This window comes from Mangrovimonas yunxiaonensis (genome assembly GCF_000733475.1).
Classification (GTDB): Bacteria; Bacteroidota; Bacteroidia; order Flavobacteriales; family Flavobacteriaceae; genus Mangrovimonas; species Mangrovimonas yunxiaonensis.
The window spans coordinates 232,402-251,289 of the sequence record NZ_JPFK01000007.1 but is presented as its reverse complement, the minus strand read 5'-3'; the positions used below and the strand labels follow the sequence as shown (position 1 = coordinate 251,289).

Genomic DNA, 18,888 nt, shown 5'->3' with positions numbered 1-18,888 from the left:
AAGCCTTGATTTCAGATTTTTTTAAATACCAAGCCCAAACCTCTCCCCATCCGTTAGCCATGGAGGTTTCACACGCCAAGGGATCGTACATTTACGACACCCAAAACAAGGCGCACCTCGACTTTGTTGCAGGCGTTTCGGCTTGTACGCTAGGTCATGGCCATCCAGCAGTTGTCCAGGCCATAAAACAGCAAGTAGACAAACACATGCATGTTATGGTTTATGGCGAATACGCACAAGCTCCGGCCGTTGCCCTTACAAGGCTTATGGCCAAAAACCTACCTGCAAGCTTAAACCAAACCTACCTAACAAATTCTGGTACCGAAGCCGTAGAAGGTGCCATTAAACTTGCCAAGCGCGCCACAGGAAGAAGTGAAGTTATCGCTGCCCAAAAAGCCTACCACGGCAACACCATGGGCGCCATGAGCGTTATGGGCATCGAAGAGCGTAAACAAGCGTTTAGACCCTTAATTCCAGGGGCCAGCTTTATAACATTTAACAACGAAAACGACTTAAAAAAAATAACCCAAAAAACCGCCTGCGTTATACTAGAAACCATACAAGGCGGTGCAGGCTTTATTGTGCCCGAGAACGACTTTCTTAGCAAGGTTAAAAAACAATGCGAAGCCGTTGGCGCTTTATTAATTCTTGATGAAATACAACCCGGCATTGGGCGTACAGGAAAGCTTTTTGGATTCGAACATTTTAACTGTATTCCAGACATTCTTGTTACAGGAAAAGGGTTGGGTGGCGGCATGCCTATTGGCGCCTTTACCGCCTCTAACAACCTTATGGCGCTTTTAAGCGACGCTCCAAAACTGGGCCACATTACCACTTTTGGCGGGCACCCTGTTATTGCTGCGGCTGCCCTGGCCACCTTAAACGAGGTGACAACCAGCACCTTAATTCCAGAAACCCTTAACAAAGAAAAACTTATACACAACCACTTAAAACACCCACTTATTAAGAGCATAAGAGGAAAAGGCCTTATGTTGGCCGCAATAACACCTTCTAGCGACATTGCCAACGAGGTTATCCTTCGATGCAAAGACAAGGGGCTTATCTTATTTTGGCTGCTTTTCGAGCCTAAAGCCATTCGAATTACCCCACCTCTAACCATTTCAGAAGAAGAAATTGTTAAAGGCTGCCAAATCATTCTAGAAACACTAGATGAAATACACCGCGAACAAAACACATAAATACCTGATTTACAGAATAAAAGAAAACACGAGCCGCAATTTGTTGATTATTATGTTGAAAACATTTGTGCTTCACAAATCGTATCATACAAATTGTGCCCTACATTTATTAGAGTAAATCACACCATTGCTTATGGAATTAAGTCATAACGAAGACAACAATTTACCGCTTACCAAATTTGAATCCATGTTAAAAACCAACCATGTGTTGTTTTTTGATTCGGAAGAATTCGAGAACATAATCCACCACTACCTATCCCAAGGTAAAGTGGCATTAGCAAAAAAAGCGATTAAGCTAGGGCTTGAGCAGCACCCATCATCGACCAACTTAAAATTATTTAAGGTTGAAGTGCTTATTTTCGAAAACAAACTAAGCCCTGCAGACAACTTACTCAATGCGCTTCATGAACTCGAACCGTTAAACGAGGAAATTTATATCCAGAAAGCAAACATTCTTTCTAAACAAGACAATCATGGCAAAGCCATAACGGCTTTAAAGAAAGCCTTAGAGCTTGCCGAAGATGCTTCAGACATTTACTCCTTAATAGGCATGGAATACTTGTTTTTAGATCAATTTGAAGATGCGAAGTATTTTTTCATGAAATGCCTAGAAACCGATCTTGAAGACTACTCTGCCCTATACAACATTATGTACTGCTTCGATTTTCTGGAGCAACACAACGAAGCCATAGAATACCTTAACATGTACCTAGACAGCAACCCGTATTGCGAAGTTGCATGGCACCAACTGGGCAAGCAATACTTTATGTCAAAAGCATTTAAAAAAGCTTTAGCTGCTTTTGATTTTGCAATAATCTCTGACGATAGATTTCTTGGAGCCTACCTTGAAAAAGGCAAGGTACTAGAGCAGTTAAAACGCTATAACGAAGCCTTGGAGTGCTATATGTACACCTTGCAACTAGACGACCCAACCTCCTTTGCGCTTTTAAGAATTGGTTTTTGCCATGAAAAACTTGGGCAAAAAGACTTGGCCATTCAATATTACAAAAAAACAGTACACGAAGACCCTTTGCTAGACAAAGGTTGGATTGCCATAACCAAATTTTACATCAAACAAAAAAATTACCAAAAGGCCTTATACTATATTAAAAAGGCAATAAATATTGATGGCGACAACGTTTTTTACTGGAAACATTACGCCAAAATAAACCACAGGTTAAACCTGCTTGAAGAAGCCGAACGCGGCTACAAAAAAGCTCTAGAACTGGGCAACTACGAATTAGACACTTGGCTTCTTAGAGCCGATATCTTACTTAAACTTGGCGAGCCCGAAGCGGCAATTACCAATTTGCTACAAGCCCAAGAATTTTATCCTGAAAATGCCGAGATAGAATACCGCCTATCGGGGCTTTACGATTTAACACAAGAAGCCGATAAAGGGATTTACCACTTAAAAAATGCCTTGAGCCACAACGGCGATTATATTTTTATCTTAGAGGAACTTTTCCCTAAAATGCTACATAAGCCACAAGTTAAAAACTTATTAAATGCTTCGCTTTAGTAGGTAACGTCTTCCTAAAATTAGCTACCTTTGGTTTTCTTGATTTTGAATTAAAAACATGAATAGAAAACCTATTGATTATCTTATCATCTCTATGAAAGGTATTGCCATGGGAGCAGCCGATGCGGTACCAGGTGTATCTGGAGGCACCATTGCCCTAATAGCGGGTATTTACCAGGAGCTGATTGCAACCATAAGCAACATTAAACTTAGCCTTATTACTACTTTAAGACAGGAGGGGTTTAAAGCTGCCTGGAAGGCCCTTAATGGCAATTTTTTAGTGGCGCTTGTAACCGGTATTTTAATCAGTTTTGTTTCGTTTATGCGGCTTGCCAAATACCTTATCGAAAAGCACCCCATCCTTATTTGGTCGTTCTTTTTTGGGCTTATTATTGCAAGTATTTACTACGTAGGGAAACAAGTAAATCAATGGCGGACAAACACATTTGCCGCATTGCTTATTGGCACAGCTGTTGCCTTTTATATTTCTACACTCCCTTCTCTGGCCAGTAGCACCAACCAATTCTTTTTGTTTTTTGCTGGTGCCATAGCCATTTGCGCCATGATATTACCAGGAATTTCAGGATCGTTTATTTTGGTTATTTTAGGAGCCTACAAAACGCTTAGCGATGCCATTCACGATTTCGATTTTAAGAAGCTCGCTGTTTTTGTTTTGGGTGCTGTTGTAGGCCTGTTAAGTTTTAGCCGTGTTTTAAAATGGCTTTTTAAGCATTACTACAATTTAACTATGGCTCTTTTAACGGGATTCATAGTGGGATCGCTTAATAAAATTTGGCCCTGGAAGCTTACACAAACCGTGATTGAAAAAGAAACAGGAACAGTTATGCCACTAAGCGACCTAACCCCTTTAAACACTTTAAACTTATACCAGCAAACGATAAATAACTTTGAGACCTATAAAATAGTTACCGAAAAAAGCATCCTGCCCTTTGAATATTATGCTGTGAACGATGGCGCCAACCCTTACCTGTTTCCGGCAATTGGGCTCATGTTTTTAGGATTTTCAACCATTTTTCTTTTGGAGAAACTAGGCTCTAAACAAGTACAATAAATGCAAAGCACCAGAACATTTAAAGATAAAATTTTCTTAATCTTAAAAGGCTTGGGCATGGGAGCCGCCAATAAGGTACCTGGTGTATCTGGTGGAGTGGTTGCCTTTGTTGCCGGGTTTTATGAAGAGTTTATCTATTCGCTTCAAAAAATAAACGGCAAAGCGTTTAAGCTACTGATTAACAAAAGATATCGCAGTTTTTTCCAATACATAAACGGCCGGTTTTTACTTCTGTTATTTACGGGCATGATTATCAGTTATTTTAGTGTCTCTAAAATTCTAGATTACCTTATTGTACGTTACGAACTTTATGTGTGGAGTGTTTTTTTCGGTATGATTATAGGCTCTATTTATTACATTAGCAAAGATTTTAAATCCTGGAATACAAAGACTTATATTGCTTTAGCTTTAGGCATTTCTCTTGGTTTGGGTATTAGTTTTTTAGATCCCGCCAAGGAAAACGACAACCTTTGGTTTGTGTTTTTTTGCGGCATGATAAGTGTTTCTGGTATGACCCTCCCCGGGCTTTCGGGTTCTTTTATACTTATTCTTTTAGGAAACTATGTGTTGCTGCTCGTCGATTCGGTAAATGCCTTGTACGATAGCATTTCAAGTGTTTTTCAGGGAGATTTTTCTTTTTTAAACGACCCCAATCGTGTGCGCATGCTTAAAGTATTGGCTGTTTTCACCCTTGGATCTGTCGCTGGTTTGGTCACTTTTTCGCATGTACTTAACTACATCTTAAAGCATTACAAAAACATTACCATTTCTACCATTATAGGGTTTATTATTGGATCGTTAGGCGTGGTTTGGCCCTGGAAAGAGACTCTGTATAAAACCAATGCACAAAATGCTTTTATCCTAGACTCTACAGGAGGAAAGATTGTTGAAAACTACATCCGTTACATCCCCGAACTAACACCAGAAACCTACACTGCCATTGGGTTTGTGTTTTTAGGTATCTTAATTGTTTTAGGACTGGAACTTTACGGACAAAAAACAAGAAAAATTCATGGATAAATTTGGGCTTATTGGCAGAAATATATCCTATTCGTTTTCTAAGGCCTATTTTTCAAAGAAATTCGAGCAGGAAAACATCAATGCTACCTACGACAACTTTGATATAGACAGCATAGAACATTTTAAAGCCATTATTAAAACCACCAAACACCTTAAGGGGTTAAATGTTACCATTCCGTATAAAGAAAGTATTATGCCGTATTTGGACAGCATTGATAAAAAGGCCAAAAAAATAGGCGCTGTCAATACCATAAAAATAACTAAAAAGGGCAAATTAAAAGGATACAACACAGACTGCTACGGTTTTAAAAAATCGCTCGCTCCCTTATTGGAAGACCACCATAAAAGAGCTTTAATTCTTGGTACCGGCGGGGCCAGCAAAGCCATTGCATACGCGTTAAAAAAGAGCCATATAGATGTTAATTTTGTATCTAGAACAGCATCAAAAAAAGGGCATTTTACATATACCGGGCTTACCAAGGAATTGGTTGAAGACCATCAAATTATAGTTAATTGCACCCCCTTAGGCACCTTCCCTAATGTAGATGATGCACCAAACATTCCCTACCAAGGCATAACATCGGCACATATCCTGTACGATTTGGTGTACAACCCTAAAGAAACCGCATTTTTAAACTTCGGCAAGAAAAAAGGCGCTAAAACCATTAACGGCCTAAAAATGTTAAAGTTACAAGCCGACAAAGCCTGGCGCATCTGGAACAAATAACCCACCCGTTTACCTTAGGGTAAACAAACAGAATGTAAGGTTTTGTTTGTAATAAAGTTGTTGTTATCTTTAACGCAGAAGCGATTTCAAGAACCCTAACGTTTTTTTAAAGATGTCAACAGAGAAAGATAACCTGCCACAGGCAGATGGACAAGAGCAAACTCAAACTCATTCTACCCCAGAAAACAAGGCCGAAACTCCCTTAAAAAATGAAACAGACACCCCAGAAACCCCAGAGGTTTTAAGTGATGTTTCAGAAAACGACCAAGCCATTTCAGAAATTGAAGCCTCCAACGCCAAGGAAGCCGAAGACCATGAGGGTGGAACCCAAGAAATAGAACTCAAAGAATATGAAAAAATGTCTTTAGAGCAACTTGCCGATGAGCTAGAAACCCTCGTAAAAAACGAAAAAATTCAGGCCATAAAACAGCCCATTTACGAAATTAGAAAAGAGTTTAAGTCGCAATTCAACGCCCTTGTTGAAGAGAAAAAAGAAGAATTTATAGAAAATGGTGGTAACGAAATAGACTTCCACTACTCCAATCCGCTTCAAAAGCGTTTTAACCAAACCTATAACAACTATAGGGAAAGACGCAACAACCACTATAGCAACCTTCAAAAAAACCTGAAGGAAAATTTACAGGAACGCTTAACCATTATCGATGAGATTAAAGGTTTAATTAACGTTGAAGAAAACATAAATACCACGTACAAACACTTTAAAGAACTGCAAGAACGCTGGCATAATGCTGGGCCTATTCCAAGAGACAAGTATAACAATGCTTGGAACAGTTACCACCACCATGTTGAAAATTTTTACGATTTTCTGCATTTAAACCGGGATTTGCGCGATTTGGATTTTAAGCACAATCTGGAGAAAAAAATAAAAATTATCGAGCATGCCGAAGCATTGGCCAAAGAGGACGATATTAACCATGCCTTTAGGGAATTGCAAGTGCTACATAAAATGTGGAAAGAAGAACTTGGCCCTGTTGCTAAAGAGCAGCGCGAAGCCATTTGGGAACGCTTTAAAGCAGCCACCAGAGCCATACACGATAAGCGCCAAATGTATTTCGAAGCGCTCAATAAAATCTACGAAAAAAACCTAGAGAAAAAGCAAGAGATTATCGACCAAATTCAAGCGATAAGTAGCAAAGGCGCGACGTCTCACAACGGCTGGCAAAAAAGCATTAAAGAGGTTGAAACCTTACGCGAAGTGTTTTTTAATGCCGGAAAAGTGCCTATTAAAGTAAATGAAGGCACTTGGGCAAAATTTAAGGATGCCGTAAGAACGTTTAACCGCAAGAAAAATGCGTTTTACAAAAACCTTAAAAAAGAACAATACAAAAACCTTGAAAAAAAGCAAGAGCTTGTAAAAATTGCCGAAGACAATAAAGACAGCGACGATTTTGAGACCACAACACCTTTAATGAAGAAAATTCAGAGTGATTGGAAAAAGGTTGGCCATGTTCCCAGAAAAGACAGCGATAAGGTTTGGAAACAATTTAAAGCAGCTTGTAACCATTATTTTGATAGGCTTCATGCTTTAAAAAACCAATCCAGCAAAGAAGAGCTCGAAAATTTCGAAGCCAAAACCAAGTTATTAGAAGAGATTAAAGCCATACCGCTATCTGGAGACAAAGCGCAAGACCTTGCCGTTATTAAAAACCACGTAGAAAAATGGAAAGCTTTTGGCAACGTTCCTAGAAACAAAAGCAACATTGAAAAAGAGCTTAACAACACCTTGGACGGCTTTTTTAAAACCCTAAAACTTAACAAAACAGAGGCCGAACTTATAAAATTCGATAAAAAGCTTGAGGTGCTTAATAACGATAACGACTCGAAGCGTTTAGATAACGAAAGGGTATTTATTTCTAAAAAAATAAAAGAACTAAGAGGAGAAATTACACAGCTGGAAAATAATTTGCAATTCTTTACCAATGTAGACGACACCAACCCATTGGTTAAAGACGTGCATAAAAACATACAAGCGCATAAAGACGAGCTAAAACTATGGCAAACAAAGCTTGGTAAAATAAAAGAATTGTACTCCTAAAAAAACCAAATCCTACTTGCAAATGCAAGTAGGATTTTGGCTCCTAACTAAACTAACTAAATAGTTATTTTCCCAACTAAAATAACCTACTTATGTATATGTAAAATGACATTTATAAAAGGAAGTGAAATTATTTGCTATTAATCCAAATTATGATATGTAAATGTCATTTGTTATATATACGCCGCAAGTTTGTTTTTGGATTACGCTAAAACAAAAAAAAATTACTTTTTTTTGGCCTGCTCCCAAAACACATTCATTTGGTCTAGGCTCATGTCTTTTAAAGGCGTCTTTATTTCTGCCGATTTTCCTTCTAAATATTGAAACCGTTTTGAGAATTTTTTATTGGTACGCTCTAATGCATTCTCTGGGTTTACACCTAAAAACCTAGCGTAATTAACCAAAGAAAATAGCACATCGCCAAACTCGCTCTCTATACCATCTTTGCTGCCGTGCGTGACCTCTTCCTTAAACTCCTTTAATTCTTCCTGTACTTTTTCCCACACTTGTTCGGGCTGTTCCCAATCAAAGCCTACGCCGGCCACTTTGTCCTGTATTCTATTGGCCTTAACTAGTGCTGGCAAGCTTTTTGGCACACCCTCGAGCACACTTTTCCGGCCTTCTTTTAGCTTGATGTTTTCCCAGTTTCGTTTTACGTCTTCTTCATTTTCAACGGTAACATCGCCATAAATATGTGGGTGCCTTTCTATAAGTTTATCACAAATACCATGACAAACGTCGGCCATATCAAAAGCGCTGGTTTCGCTTCCTATTTTGGCATAAAACACTATATGCAATAACACATCGCCAAGCTCTTTTTTAACCTCGTTTAGGTCCTTATCTAAAATGGCATCACCCAATTCGTAAGTTTCCTCTATGGTTAAATGACGAAGGCTCTCCATGGTTTGTTTTTTGTCCCACGGGCATTTTTCACGAAGGTCGTCCATAATCGTCAACAAACGATCAAAAGCCGTAAGCTGTTCTTCTCTTGAATTCATTAGTTTTATTATTTATAAGTAAGTTAGGACTTAAACAAAAAAATCCAGCAAACAATGCTGGATTTTTATAAGAACTTTATAAACATTTTATTCTTCTTCGTCTGTTGATGTTTCGGTTTCTTCAAAATCCAACAAATCGTGCTTTTGCAATAAATTATACCATTGTATAACTTTTTTTATGTCGCTGGCATAAACTCTGTCTTCATCGTAATCTGGTAAAATACCAAAGAAATATTCTTCCAGTTTGTCTTTGCTTTCCTTGTGACCAACCGCTGTTTGCGCGCCATTTTCTTTTTCTTTAATTAAAGCAAATACCTCTCTTAAAGGCTTCTCTTCTGAAAGCGTATAAATAGCAATTTCGCTTAACAAACTAACGTTTTGGTGAATACTAACCGACATGCGTTTTTTGTCTATTAAAGACTCGGCCACAAATCCTGTACGTGTTTGTGTTACCAATTTAAACAATCCTGGTTTTCCCGATATGGCTAAAACTTTTTCTAATCCCATAACTTAATTTTAAAGTGTGCAAATATGCTGTGTTTGTCTTGGTTCACCAAATTTATCGGCGTTTTTTTTGATTGGGAAAACGCATTCTGTAATCCACCTGAACCTTCCCTTTCGAGATGTTATTTAGTTTTCCTTTAATTAAACGCTTTTTTAAGCTAGATAGCTTATCGGTAAACAACACCCCGTCAATATGATCATACTCATGTTGAATTACCCGAGCTGCCAGCCCCTCGAAAGTCTCTACATGCTCGTTAAAGTCTTCATCAAGATAAGCTATGGTTATTTTAGGTTTTCTAAAAACATCTTCCCGTACATCTGGTATGCTTAAGCAGCCTTCGTTAAACGCCCACTCATCACCTTCTTCTTGGGTGATTTTTGCATTGATAAATGTTTTTCTAAACGATTTTAAAAATGTACGCTCTTCCTCTGGCAAATCTTCATCTTCAGAGAAAGGTGCCGTATCAACAATAAAGAGCCTTATGGGCAATCCTATTTGTGGTGCTGCCAATCCTACACCATAGGCTTGCTCCATGGTTTCGTACATGTTATCTATTAACGCGTTTAGGTTAGGATAATCTTTAGGTATGTCTGCTCCCATTTTTTTAAGCACAGGGTCGCCGTAAGCTACTATTGGTAAAATCATTGTAAAATTAATTTTTGCAAAAATACAATACTTAAAACGAATGCCTTGTTTTTTAAATAAAAAAACTCCTTAAAATTAAGGAGTTTTCGCTATAAAAATAGGCTTATGTTATTTCATGATTACAAGCTTTCTGCTTATAGACGTCGTGTTGGCAGATACCTTTACTATGTAAATACCATTCGTTAACGACGATACGTTTAATTCTTTCTCGCTTAAACGGTTTGTGTTTTCGGCTAAAACTAATTTACCTGTAATGTTGTATATTTCTATTTTGGCCTCTAAACGTGCTCCTAGATCAATTTTTAATGTATTTCCTGAAGCAATTGGATTTGGAAATAATTTTATACGCTCGCTTAACAATGTATTGTCTGCCGTAGAAAGTGTTTCACTTGCTAAAACCCCGTCAACATATTCGCAAGTGTTAAGACCAAAACTTACAGTAAAATTTTGATCATCGCCAATACTTCCTGAAGCTAATACGTACTCTAATGAATTACCATGGCAATAGCCTTTTGTATACGTTGCAGACCCTATAGTTATGGTCTCTGGGTAATTACCACAAGGATAAGACCCTCCGGTTAAACTAAAAATTAATGTTGTTGCACTAGAGCCATTTGCCAAGCTTGGTGGACAGTCTTGGGCATTCGCAACAAACATGCAGGCAAATAGCATACCTACAAATAAAAAGTAATGTTTTTTCATAAGTTGTTAATTTTAAAAAGTTTGTAGGCGAAAGTGTACAAACAGCAAAGTTCCTTCAAAAAAAACCTGTAATATTCGTTGAATTTAATTTTTCAACGATAAATAGCTTTGAAGTATGATGGTCGCACTAATTTCATCGACCAAAGCTTTGTTGCGCCGTTGCTTTTTAGACAATCCACTGTCTAGCATGGTTTGAAATGCCATTTTAGACGTAAACCGTTCGTCAACACGTTCGATAGGAATTTTAGGGAAAGTAGCCTTCAACTTATCTAAAAATGGGAGAATAAGCACCTCGCTTTCCGAGTCTTGATTGTTCATCTGTTTGGGTTTGCCTACGACAAAGAGCTCGACCTGCTCCTTAGAAACGTAGTCCTTTAAAAATGCCAATAGCGTACTGGTTGCCACGGTAGTTAAACCCGAGGCGATAATTTGCAACTCATCGGTTACGGCTATCCCTGTTCGTTTGGCACCAAAGTCAATTGCTAAGATTCTTCCCATCATACTGCAAAAATAAAAAACTCCTTACAAAGTTTTGGTGTTGTTCGCCAATCATTAAAAAATTATACCTGTATATTTGCAAAAAACATAGCACACAAACATGAATACCTTAAAACTAACCATAGAGCAGGCCTGGGACAACAGAGACTTGCTTAAAACACCAAACACCATTAACGCCATACGCGAAGTTATTGCCTTGCTAGACTCTGGCGATTTACGGGTTGCCGAACCAACAGCTAACGGTTGGCAAGTAAACGAATGGGTAAAAAAGGCTGTTGTTTTGTATTTCCCTATTCAAAAAATGGAAACTATGGAGGTTGGTATTTTTGAATACCACGATAAAATCCCCTTAAAAACGGGCTATCAAGACAAAGGTATTCGTGTGGTACCGCATGCTGTGGCGCGCCATGGGGCTTATATCTCTAAAGGTGTTATTATGATGCCAAGCTACGTAAACATTGGTGCTTATGTAGATGAAGGTACGATGGTTGATACTTGGGCCACTGTAGGCAGCTGCGCCCAAATTGGTAAAAACGTACACCTTTCTGGCGGTGTTGGCATTGGTGGGGTTTTAGAACCACTGCAAGCTGCTCCAGTAATTATCGAGGATAACGTATTTGTTGGTTCGCGTTGTATTGTTGTTGAAGGGGTGCACGTAGAAAAAGAAGCTGTTTTAGGGGCTAACGTGGTATTGACGATGAGCACCAAAATTATTGATGTTACTGGTGATGAGCCTGTTGAAATGAAAGGTCGCGTTCCTGCCCGTTCTGTTGTTATTCCTGGAAGCTACACTAAAACCTTTCCTGCTGGCGAATACCAAGTACCATGTGCTTTAATTATTGGTAAACGTAAAGAAAGTACAGATAAGAAAACCTCTTTAAACGATGCGCTTCGCGAAAATGATGTAGCCGTGTAATGAAAGTTCTTATCATTCAACAAAAAATGATTGGCGATGTGCTTACAAGTAGCATCTTGTTTGAAGCCATAAAAAGTGAGTATCCCAAAGCAGAGCTGCACTACCTAATTAATTCGCACACATTTCCTGTTGTTGAGAACAACCCGTTTATTGATGATTTTAAATTTTTTACCCCCGAAATAGAAAGCAGCAAACGGGCATTTTGGCAGTTTTTAAAAACAATAAAACAAGAAGGCTACGATGTTGTTATAGATGTGTACTCTAAAACATCCAGCAATTTAATTACGGCCTTTTCTGGAGCTAAAATCAAGATTTCGAAAGCTAAATGGTATACAAAATCTGTTTATACCCACACCTTTAAAAACAAAGCAAAAGCCCAAACTAATGCTGGTCTGGCTATTGAAAACAGGATGCAAATGCTCGAGCCAATTTCTAAAGAACTGGCTACCAAAATCTTTAAACCAAAAATTTATTTAAGTCAACAAGAAATCGATGCCGCTAAGCAATTGCTTGTTAGCTCTGGAATAACCTTAAGCCAACCCATTTATATGATTGGCGTTTTAGGCAGTGGGCACGCCAAAACCTATCCGTTGCCCCATATGGCCAAGCTTATCGATTTTATTGTTTCGGAAACCAAAGGGCAAATTTTATTTAATTACATTCCAAAACAATATACCGAAGCAAAAACAATTTATAATTTCTGCACATCAGAAACTAAAAAGCATATTTATTTTGATGTTTTTGGCAATAGCCTTCGTGAGTTTTTGGCCATTACCAGCCAATGTACGGCCTTAATAGGCAATGAAGGTGGTGCTGTTAACATGGCCAAGGCCTTAAACATCCCGACATTTTCTATTTTCTCTCCGTGGATTAAAAAAGAAGCTTGGAGCCTTTTTGAAGATGGAAAAACCAATACTTCTGTTCATTTAAAAGATGTTAAGCCCGAGCTTTACGATGGCAAAACCATGAAAGCGATGAAAAATGATGTGTTTGCGCTTTATGAGATTTTTCCGCCAGAACTCATTACACCCCAACTTGCCCAGTTTTTAAACCAAGATTAGTCCTCCCCTTTTACAATACCAAAGTCTGTCCAGGTTTTCTTTTGCTTTTTCACTTCGGCTCTAATGGCTAAGTTTCGCTCTAAAGACTCCTTGGTTTTGTAACCCCTGGCATGGTCTAAATGCACACAAATGGCTTTATATCGTATTTGTTTAGACTTTATTCCATTATTAAACAAACGTTCCCCCAGTTCCCGATCTGGTCCACCATACCGCATGCGTTCGTCATAACCATTTATGGCTATTAAATCGGTTTTCCATGCCGAGGAATTGCAATTGTTAAAGGTTGCTCCCGTTGGCGTAACCACATCTAAAAAATTGGCCAATGTGTCTTTTACAGAAAGTTTCAACTTATTTTTAGAGCTGACAACCCCCTGTGTTTTTAGCCAATCAACTTTAAAGCAGTCTTGATTTTTAATATTTTCGGCAGTTATGGCTTTGCTGGTATTCATTGGTAGTTTACAATACCCTCCTGAAAGAAAATACCCTTTTTGGGCTAATTTGGCATGTGTTTCTACAAAGTCTGCTCTGGGTATGCAGTCGCCATCGGTAAACAAAATGTATTCGTTTTTTGCTTCTACAATGGCTGTGTTTAAAATGGTTTGTCGCCTATACCCCAAATCTTCATGCCACAGGTGCGTTATGTTTACAGGGTAGTCTGCTTTAAAACCATCTATTAAGGTTTTTGTTTCTTCTGTAGAGCCGTCATCTGCTATAATAACATCAAAATTGTTGTACGTTTGGTATTTGTAACCTTCTAAAACTTTGCTTAACCAATCTACTTTATTATATGTTGCTATAATGACCGTTATTTTTGGGTATTCTGCCATAATTATTGAATGATTCCGTAGGGTGTTTTTATTGTTTTTTGCTTTTTAGTGGCTTGCCTTATGGCTTTATTCTTTTTTAAGCTGTCTTCGTTTTTATAAGGCCGTTCGTGGTGCAAATGTACGCATATTAAACTATATCTGGCCTGTATAAACGTAATGCCCTTGTTCATAAGGCGCTCGCCTATTTCACGATCTTCACCACCGTACTGCATGCGCTCATCAAACCCGTTTACATCTAGCACATCCTGTTTCCAGCAGGATACGTTCATTCCATCGAAAGTGGCTTTGGTTGGCGTAAAAGTGTTTAAAAGCCATGCTTTTTTTCCGTTAGAGGTAAGCTTATTTAGCTTAAATGTTTTTTTTAAACCACGGGCCAATAACCAATTTGCCTCAAAACAACATTGCTCGTTAATAACTTGTTTTGTTATGCTTTCTGAAATTGTTTTAGGCAATTTAAAGTAGCCGCCAGAGAGTGCGCTATTAAATTTTCGCATTTTTAAATGCGTGGCAACAAAATCGGCTCTGGGAATGCAATCGCCATCGGTAAAAATTAAATAATCGGCTGTTGTTTGTAAAATGGCTTTATTAAGAATTTTTGTTTTTTGAAAACCATGGTCGTCTTGCCAAACGTGTATAATCTTTAAATTGGATTTAGACTTAAACCCATCGATTAGTTGTTTGGTTTCATTTGTAGAACCATCATCGGCAATAACAACTTCAAAATGACGCTCGGTTTGTTGCTCGTACCCCCACAGGACGTTTTGCAACCATTTTGGCTGGTTGTAGGTGCTAATAATTACCGAGACTTTAGGCTTTAGGTTCATTATAACAAAAGTACTATTTTTACAATCAATTTTTTAGCTTTATGATTAAACTCTCTGGCGTTATTATAACCTTTAACGAAGAGCGCAACATTGAACGTTGTCTTAAATCGCTACTGCATGTAGTTGATGAAATTGTTGTGGTCGACTCGTTTTCTACAGACCGCACCAAAAGCATTTGCGAGAAGTACCCCGTAACGTTTATTGAGCAAGCTTTTTTAGGTTATATAGAACAGAAAAATTTTGCCCTAAACCAAGCGTCCTACAATTATATTGTTTCGCTAGATGGAGATGAAGCCTTATCTGAAACACTTCAAAAGGAGCTTATATATTTAAAATCCAACTGGACTAAAAACGGTTATTACGCTAATAGGTTTAACAATTTTTGCGGCCAATGGATTAAACATTCCGATTGGTACCCCAATAAAAAACTTCGGGTTTTTGATCGACGAGTAGCGCAATGGGAAGGCATCAATCCGCATGACGAAATTGTACTGCAAAATCCTAAAAATTCTGGACAACTTAAAGGTGATATTTTACACTGGACCTACCAAAGCTATTCCGAGTTCAACAAAAAAACCGAGCATTTCTCTACTATTGCAGCAAAGGCCTATTTCGACCTAGGCAAAAAAGCTCCCATGTGGAAACTTATCTGGAACCCTACTTGGGCTTTTTTTAAGGCGTACTTTTTAAGACTGGGGGTTCTAGATGGGTTTAACGGCTTTATGATCTGCTACCAAACCGGAAACATTACGTTTTTAAAATATGCCAAACTAAGGGAGCTGTACCAAGAGGCTAAGCCTTCCAAAACTTAAGTTTCTTTTTTAAGCGTTTTTTTTGGTGGTATTTGTCTTGAAACTCGTTTGTGTACTGCCACATTAGGTTAAACACTTTTTCGTAAGGCGCGTTTATACACTTGGCGTACTCATCGCTCATTACCTCGACCATTTTTTTATGAATGGTTAATCGGGCGAAATTTTTTATTCGCGTTTCAAAATCTAAAGTTTTAAACTCCATACGGTTTAAATCTACCAGAAAAAACCCATAATCGTCATTGTTAACTGTTATAAGGGTATTGCCTGGCGAGTGGTCTAAAAACAACACCTTGTTTTCGTGTAACTTGTATGTAAACCGTGTAAAGGCACGAAGTATGGCCTCGTAGTTGGGAATATTAAAATCTTTGGTTAAATCGCGATAGGTATAATCGCAATCTAATTGTGCACTTACATAATAACTTTTCTTGAATAAAAATGGTGTTGTAAACTCGTAATACGCTATGGGCTTCGGGGTTCCTATACCAAGTGCTACCAATTTATTGGCATACTCAAAAGACCGCTGTGCCTTACTTTTCCTAAAAAATCGGTAAGCCAGTTGGTTTATAGGATTAGGCACCTTAAACGACTTGACGTTAATGGTTAGCCCGTTTAAATCAAACAGTTTTAACGAATTGCGATCCTGATTGCCAAAGGGTGTCCCGGACGATTTAAAGTTTTTGATGAAATCGTCTAGTTGTTGGTCTTGTGCTGTAAAGCGTTTATGTATTTGTTTCGTTACTTTCACCTAAATATTTATCGATTCCGTTTTTGCACCAAATGCTTTTTTCAAGTATGGTTTGCTGTTCTATACCATCGTTTTGCTTTAATTGCGCTTTAGATTTTTCTACGTGAAAAATATGAAACACAATGCCCTTGTACCTTAATCGTCTTCCTAAAACACCTTTATTTACTAATCGCAATGCAAATTCAGAGTCTTCACGCCCCCAACCTTGAATATCTTCATTATAACCATTTACAGCAATAGCATCGCTTTTAAAGTAGGACGTATTGCAACCGCGGTATTTGGAAGAAAGTACTGTTTTTGTTTTAAATAACCCGCTAAAAAGAGGAATGTACAACGCGCGTGTTCGTTTTTTTATGCCTTTTGAAAAAGCATTAAAGTTTATTTTTTGCTGACTAAAAAGTGTTTCTAAATAGGGCTCTTGGATGTTAACCCTACTACCATATAAATACGTATTTTTCTGAACAAAGCTTAAATGATCTTTAATAAAGTGCTTATGCAAAATACAATCGCCATCAACCTGAATAATATATTCTCCTTGCGCTTTTGCTATAGCCTTGTTAAGTATTACAGACTTTCTAAACCCTAAATCCTCATGACTAATATGAATTAAAGGAATAGCAAGCTTAGATTTAAAACCCTCAATTAATGTTTTAGTTGTCTGGTCTTCCCCATCTTCTGCAACAATAACCTCGTCTGGAAGTTGCGACTGGTTTAAAACACTTTTTAAAACCAATTCTAACGCCTGTGGCCAATTATAGGTACTAATAAGTAAACTGCTTTTTGCCTGCATGTTTAAAAATACGTTTCGAATTCCTTTTTTTGTTTTGCTTTAAAAACCTTTAAATGCTTAAACCATTGGCCGAAGTTTTTCTTTAATAAGAACCAATTGCTAGGAGCAAAATTATTCGCTTTCAACTTAATACCTACTTTATTTAGGTCTTCAGTATTTATAAAATTTAACTTTTTCCATTTATGGGGTTCTAAATAAAATAGATCTGTTAACTCTTTATAATTTTTGCTGTTGGCTATTTTCCATTTTTTAAAAAAATCAGGATTCACTTCTTTATTATGCCCCCAGTTTTCAAACTTAAACTTAAGCTCTTCTTCATCTCGCGACAACGTTTCATGAAGCATTAAATGCTTGGTATAAATTATACGTTCTTTGGTTTTTCGTCCTACTTTATAGTTTGGGAAATTTGTCGCTGTCATACATTTTGTTGGCTCATCGATATATAAAAACCCACCATCAACGAATTTATATATATTCACTAAAAAAGTAGCTATTTGTATCTTATTGGACTTTGGGTTATTTAAAAATGAATCGTATTTTCTTAACGTTTTAACAAAGGCCTTAAAATCTACAGGATACTCATCGGCATCCAACTGAATTATCCAATGTCCTATTCCCATTTGCTTAGCCAACAATTGGCGCTCCCTTACCTCACATTGCATGGTAGTTAAATTGGGCAAATAGAACTGCTCCTCAAAAAGGGTGATTTTATTTTCGGAATCGAAGTTTTTTAACCATTCAAAAAAAGAAGGTGCTATTTCAAAAGCACTGCCATTCCAAGTACGCCTATATTTATCTATAGCCAAAAAGATAGTGTCGGCTTCTGAATAAACTTTAGGTATTGCATTTTTCAGTAACTCATAATCGTAAGATACTAAAAAGCCAACTTGAATTTTTTTCATGAATAATTTTTTACAAATATACTTTAACACCTATAAATAACTACTTTTGTTGCATAAATTGTAATTAAGATGCCCGAGTTAACTGTTATTATGCCTGTTTATAATGGCGAAAAACATCTAGAAGAAGCTATAAATAGTGTTTTAAACCAAACTTACACAAATTTTACGCTTTTAGTGTTAAATGATAACTCATCTGATAGCACACCCGACATTCTTAATCGCTATAAGGAACAAGACCATAGGGTTCATGTTGTAACCAAAACCGAAAACCAAGGACCTGCTAACTTAAGAAACGAAGGCATTAAATTGGCAAAAACAGACCTTATTGCCCTTTTAGATGCCGACGACATTGCACTTCCTACTCGGTTTGAAAAACAAATAAATTTTTTAAAGTCTAATCCCGATGTAGGCGTTTGTGGTACCTGGTTTACCATTTTTGGTGATAAAAAAGAAAAGGTATTAAAACATGCCGTAGACCATGAGGCTCTTAAAATACAGTTTTTAAATAGTTGTGGTATTGGTAATCCTACGGTTATGTTTAGAAAATCGGTATTGGGCGACCTACAATTTGAACACCAATACGTCCCCGCCGAAGATTATGGCTTATGGAGCCAATTAATTTCCAGAACTAAGTTTCATAATATTCCAGAGTCTTTGTTGCGTTATAGATGGCACCCGGGAAATATTAGCCAAACCAAAAAAGAAAACTTAAAGAAATCTGAAATCCTGATAAGAAAACGTCAATTAATACACTTAGGAATTGATGAAAACGATACCCATATTGATTCTTATTTGCATGCCGTCTCATTAAAACGCAAGTTGCCCATAAACGACATTAAACAAGTCATTAAAGCCGCAAAAACGCTTGAAAAATTAAATTTAAAACACAAACATTACCACCAAGAGCTATTTAAGGCACATATAGACAAAATTTTGATACGAACCATTAGAAATGCCGAAAGCTATAATATGGCATTCTTTAATTACTTAAAAAAAGAGTCTGGTTATTTCTCTAAAATGCCCATTATAGATAAGATGGTAATTTTCTTTAAAAGTTTATTTTAAAA

General features: G+C 37.5%; 20 protein-coding genes. 10 read left to right on the top strand and 10 right to left on the bottom strand.

The window, feature by feature from the left end:
* The first annotated feature begins 5 nt into the window (after window positions 1-5).
* From IA57_RS08540 to IA57_RS08515, 6 genes are all read left to right on the top strand, one after another.
* Window positions 6-1,199, top strand: coding sequence for an aspartate aminotransferase family protein (locus tag IA57_RS08540; protein WP_036122034.1), 1,194 nt, complete (start codon window positions 6-8; stop codon window positions 1,197-1,199).
* Window positions 1,200-1,332: 133 nt separating this feature from the next.
* Window positions 1,333-2,721, top strand: coding sequence for a tetratricopeptide repeat protein (locus IA57_RS08535; protein WP_036122030.1), 1,389 nt, complete (start codon window positions 1,333-1,335; stop codon window positions 2,719-2,721).
* A gap of 58 nt (window positions 2,722-2,779) precedes the next feature.
* Window positions 2,780-3,793, top strand: a complete 1,014-nt coding sequence (locus tag IA57_RS08530; protein ID WP_036122028.1) for a DUF368 domain-containing protein — start codon at window positions 2,780-2,782, stop codon at window positions 3,791-3,793.
* A complete protein-coding gene (locus IA57_RS08525) occupies window positions 3,794-4,813 on the top strand; it encodes a DUF368 domain-containing protein (RefSeq protein WP_036122025.1) in 1,020 nt (339 codons plus the stop codon).
* Window positions 4,806-5,540, top strand: coding sequence for a shikimate dehydrogenase (aroE, locus tag IA57_RS08520; protein ID WP_036122022.1), 735 nt, complete (start codon window positions 4,806-4,808; stop codon window positions 5,538-5,540). Before IA57_RS08525 ends, aroE begins: the two co-directional genes overlap by 8 nt.
* 112 nt (window positions 5,541-5,652) lie before the next feature.
* Entirely contained in the window at window positions 5,653-7,596 is a 1,944-nt protein-coding gene (locus IA57_RS08515; RefSeq protein WP_036122020.1) for a DUF349 domain-containing protein, read from the top strand.
* 224 nt (window positions 7,597-7,820) lie between these two features.
* Here the strand turns inward: IA57_RS08515 and mazG are convergent, their stop codons facing one another.
* The 5 genes from mazG to ruvX all read right to left on the bottom strand — a co-directional run bounded on the left by mazG (window position 7,821) and on the right by ruvX (window position 10,944).
* Window positions 7,821-8,594, bottom strand: coding sequence for a nucleoside triphosphate pyrophosphohydrolase (gene mazG / locus IA57_RS08510; protein ID WP_036122017.1), 774 nt, complete (start codon window positions 8,592-8,594; stop codon window positions 7,821-7,823).
* A gap of 87 nt (window positions 8,595-8,681) precedes the next feature.
* Window positions 8,682-9,101 carry a DUF5606 family protein gene (locus IA57_RS08505; protein WP_036122014.1) on the bottom strand — a complete coding sequence of 140 codons (420 nt, stop codon included), beginning with the start codon at window positions 9,099-9,101 and terminating at the stop codon, window positions 8,682-8,684.
* A 52-nt stretch (window positions 9,102-9,153) separates the two neighbouring features.
* Window positions 9,154-9,744, bottom strand: a complete 591-nt coding sequence (gene def / locus IA57_RS08500) for a peptide deformylase (RefSeq protein WP_036122011.1) — start codon at window positions 9,742-9,744, stop codon at window positions 9,154-9,156.
* A gap of 108 nt (window positions 9,745-9,852) precedes the next feature.
* Window positions 9,853-10,446, bottom strand: a complete 594-nt coding sequence (locus IA57_RS12360) for a T9SS type A sorting domain-containing protein (RefSeq protein WP_051881020.1) — start codon at window positions 10,444-10,446, stop codon at window positions 9,853-9,855.
* An 84-nt stretch (window positions 10,447-10,530) separates the two neighbouring features.
* The gene (ruvX, locus tag IA57_RS08490) at window positions 10,531-10,944 is read right to left on the bottom strand and encodes a Holliday junction resolvase RuvX (protein ID WP_036122009.1); all 414 of its coding nucleotides are present in this window, start codon (window positions 10,942-10,944) and stop codon (window positions 10,531-10,533) included.
* Between the two features lie 100 nt (window positions 10,945-11,044).
* Between ruvX and IA57_RS08485 the strand changes: the two genes are divergently transcribed.
* Window positions 11,045-11,860, top strand: coding sequence for a 2,3,4,5-tetrahydropyridine-2,6-dicarboxylate N-succinyltransferase (locus IA57_RS08485; protein ID WP_036122006.1), 816 nt, complete (start codon window positions 11,045-11,047; stop codon window positions 11,858-11,860).
* Window positions 11,860-12,921 carry a glycosyltransferase family 9 protein gene (locus IA57_RS08480; RefSeq protein ID WP_036122002.1) on the top strand — a complete coding sequence of 354 codons (1,062 nt, stop codon included), beginning with the start codon at window positions 11,860-11,862 and terminating at the stop codon, window positions 12,919-12,921. Before IA57_RS08485 ends, IA57_RS08480 begins: the two co-directional genes overlap by 1 nt.
* Here IA57_RS08480 and IA57_RS08475 read toward each other — a convergent pair.
* Entirely contained in the window at window positions 12,918-13,748 is an 831-nt protein-coding gene (locus IA57_RS08475) for a glycosyltransferase family 2 protein (RefSeq protein WP_036121999.1), read from the bottom strand. The two genes, IA57_RS08480 and IA57_RS08475, sit on opposite strands and share 4 nt — an antisense overlap.
* A gap of 2 nt (window positions 13,749-13,750) precedes the next feature.
* Window positions 13,751-14,572 carry a glycosyltransferase family 2 protein gene (locus IA57_RS08470; protein WP_036121993.1) on the bottom strand — a complete coding sequence of 274 codons (822 nt, stop codon included), beginning with the start codon at window positions 14,570-14,572 and terminating at the stop codon, window positions 13,751-13,753.
* Window positions 14,573-14,613: 41 nt separating this feature from the next.
* Between IA57_RS08470 and IA57_RS08465 the strand changes: the two genes are divergently transcribed.
* The gene (locus IA57_RS08465; RefSeq protein WP_036121992.1) at window positions 14,614-15,384 is read left to right on the top strand and encodes a glycosyltransferase family 2 protein; all 771 of its coding nucleotides are present in this window, start codon (window positions 14,614-14,616) and stop codon (window positions 15,382-15,384) included.
* Here IA57_RS08465 and IA57_RS08460 read toward each other — a convergent pair.
* From IA57_RS08460 to IA57_RS08450, 3 genes are read right to left on the bottom strand one after another with little or no spacing between them, the layout of a single operon-like run.
* A complete protein-coding gene (locus tag IA57_RS08460; protein ID WP_229730307.1) occupies window positions 15,365-16,129 on the bottom strand; it encodes a lipopolysaccharide kinase InaA family protein in 765 nt (254 codons plus the stop codon). The two genes, IA57_RS08465 and IA57_RS08460, sit on opposite strands and share 20 nt — an antisense overlap.
* Window positions 16,104-16,919, bottom strand: a complete 816-nt coding sequence (locus tag IA57_RS08455) for a glycosyltransferase family 2 protein (protein ID WP_036121989.1) — start codon at window positions 16,917-16,919, stop codon at window positions 16,104-16,106. Before IA57_RS08455 ends, IA57_RS08460 begins: the two co-directional genes overlap by 26 nt.
* A 2-nt stretch (window positions 16,920-16,921) precedes the next feature.
* Complete coding sequence (locus tag IA57_RS08450) at window positions 16,922-17,821, bottom strand: hypothetical protein (RefSeq protein WP_036121986.1); 900 nt, start codon at window positions 17,819-17,821, stop codon at window positions 16,922-16,924.
* Window positions 17,822-17,890: 69 nt separating this feature from the next.
* On the opposite strand from IA57_RS08450, the gene IA57_RS08445 reads away from it, so the two are divergent.
* A complete protein-coding gene (locus IA57_RS08445) occupies window positions 17,891-18,886 on the top strand; it encodes a glycosyltransferase family 2 protein (RefSeq protein ID WP_051881019.1) in 996 nt (331 codons plus the stop codon).
* Window positions 18,887-18,888 lie beyond the last annotated feature (2 nt).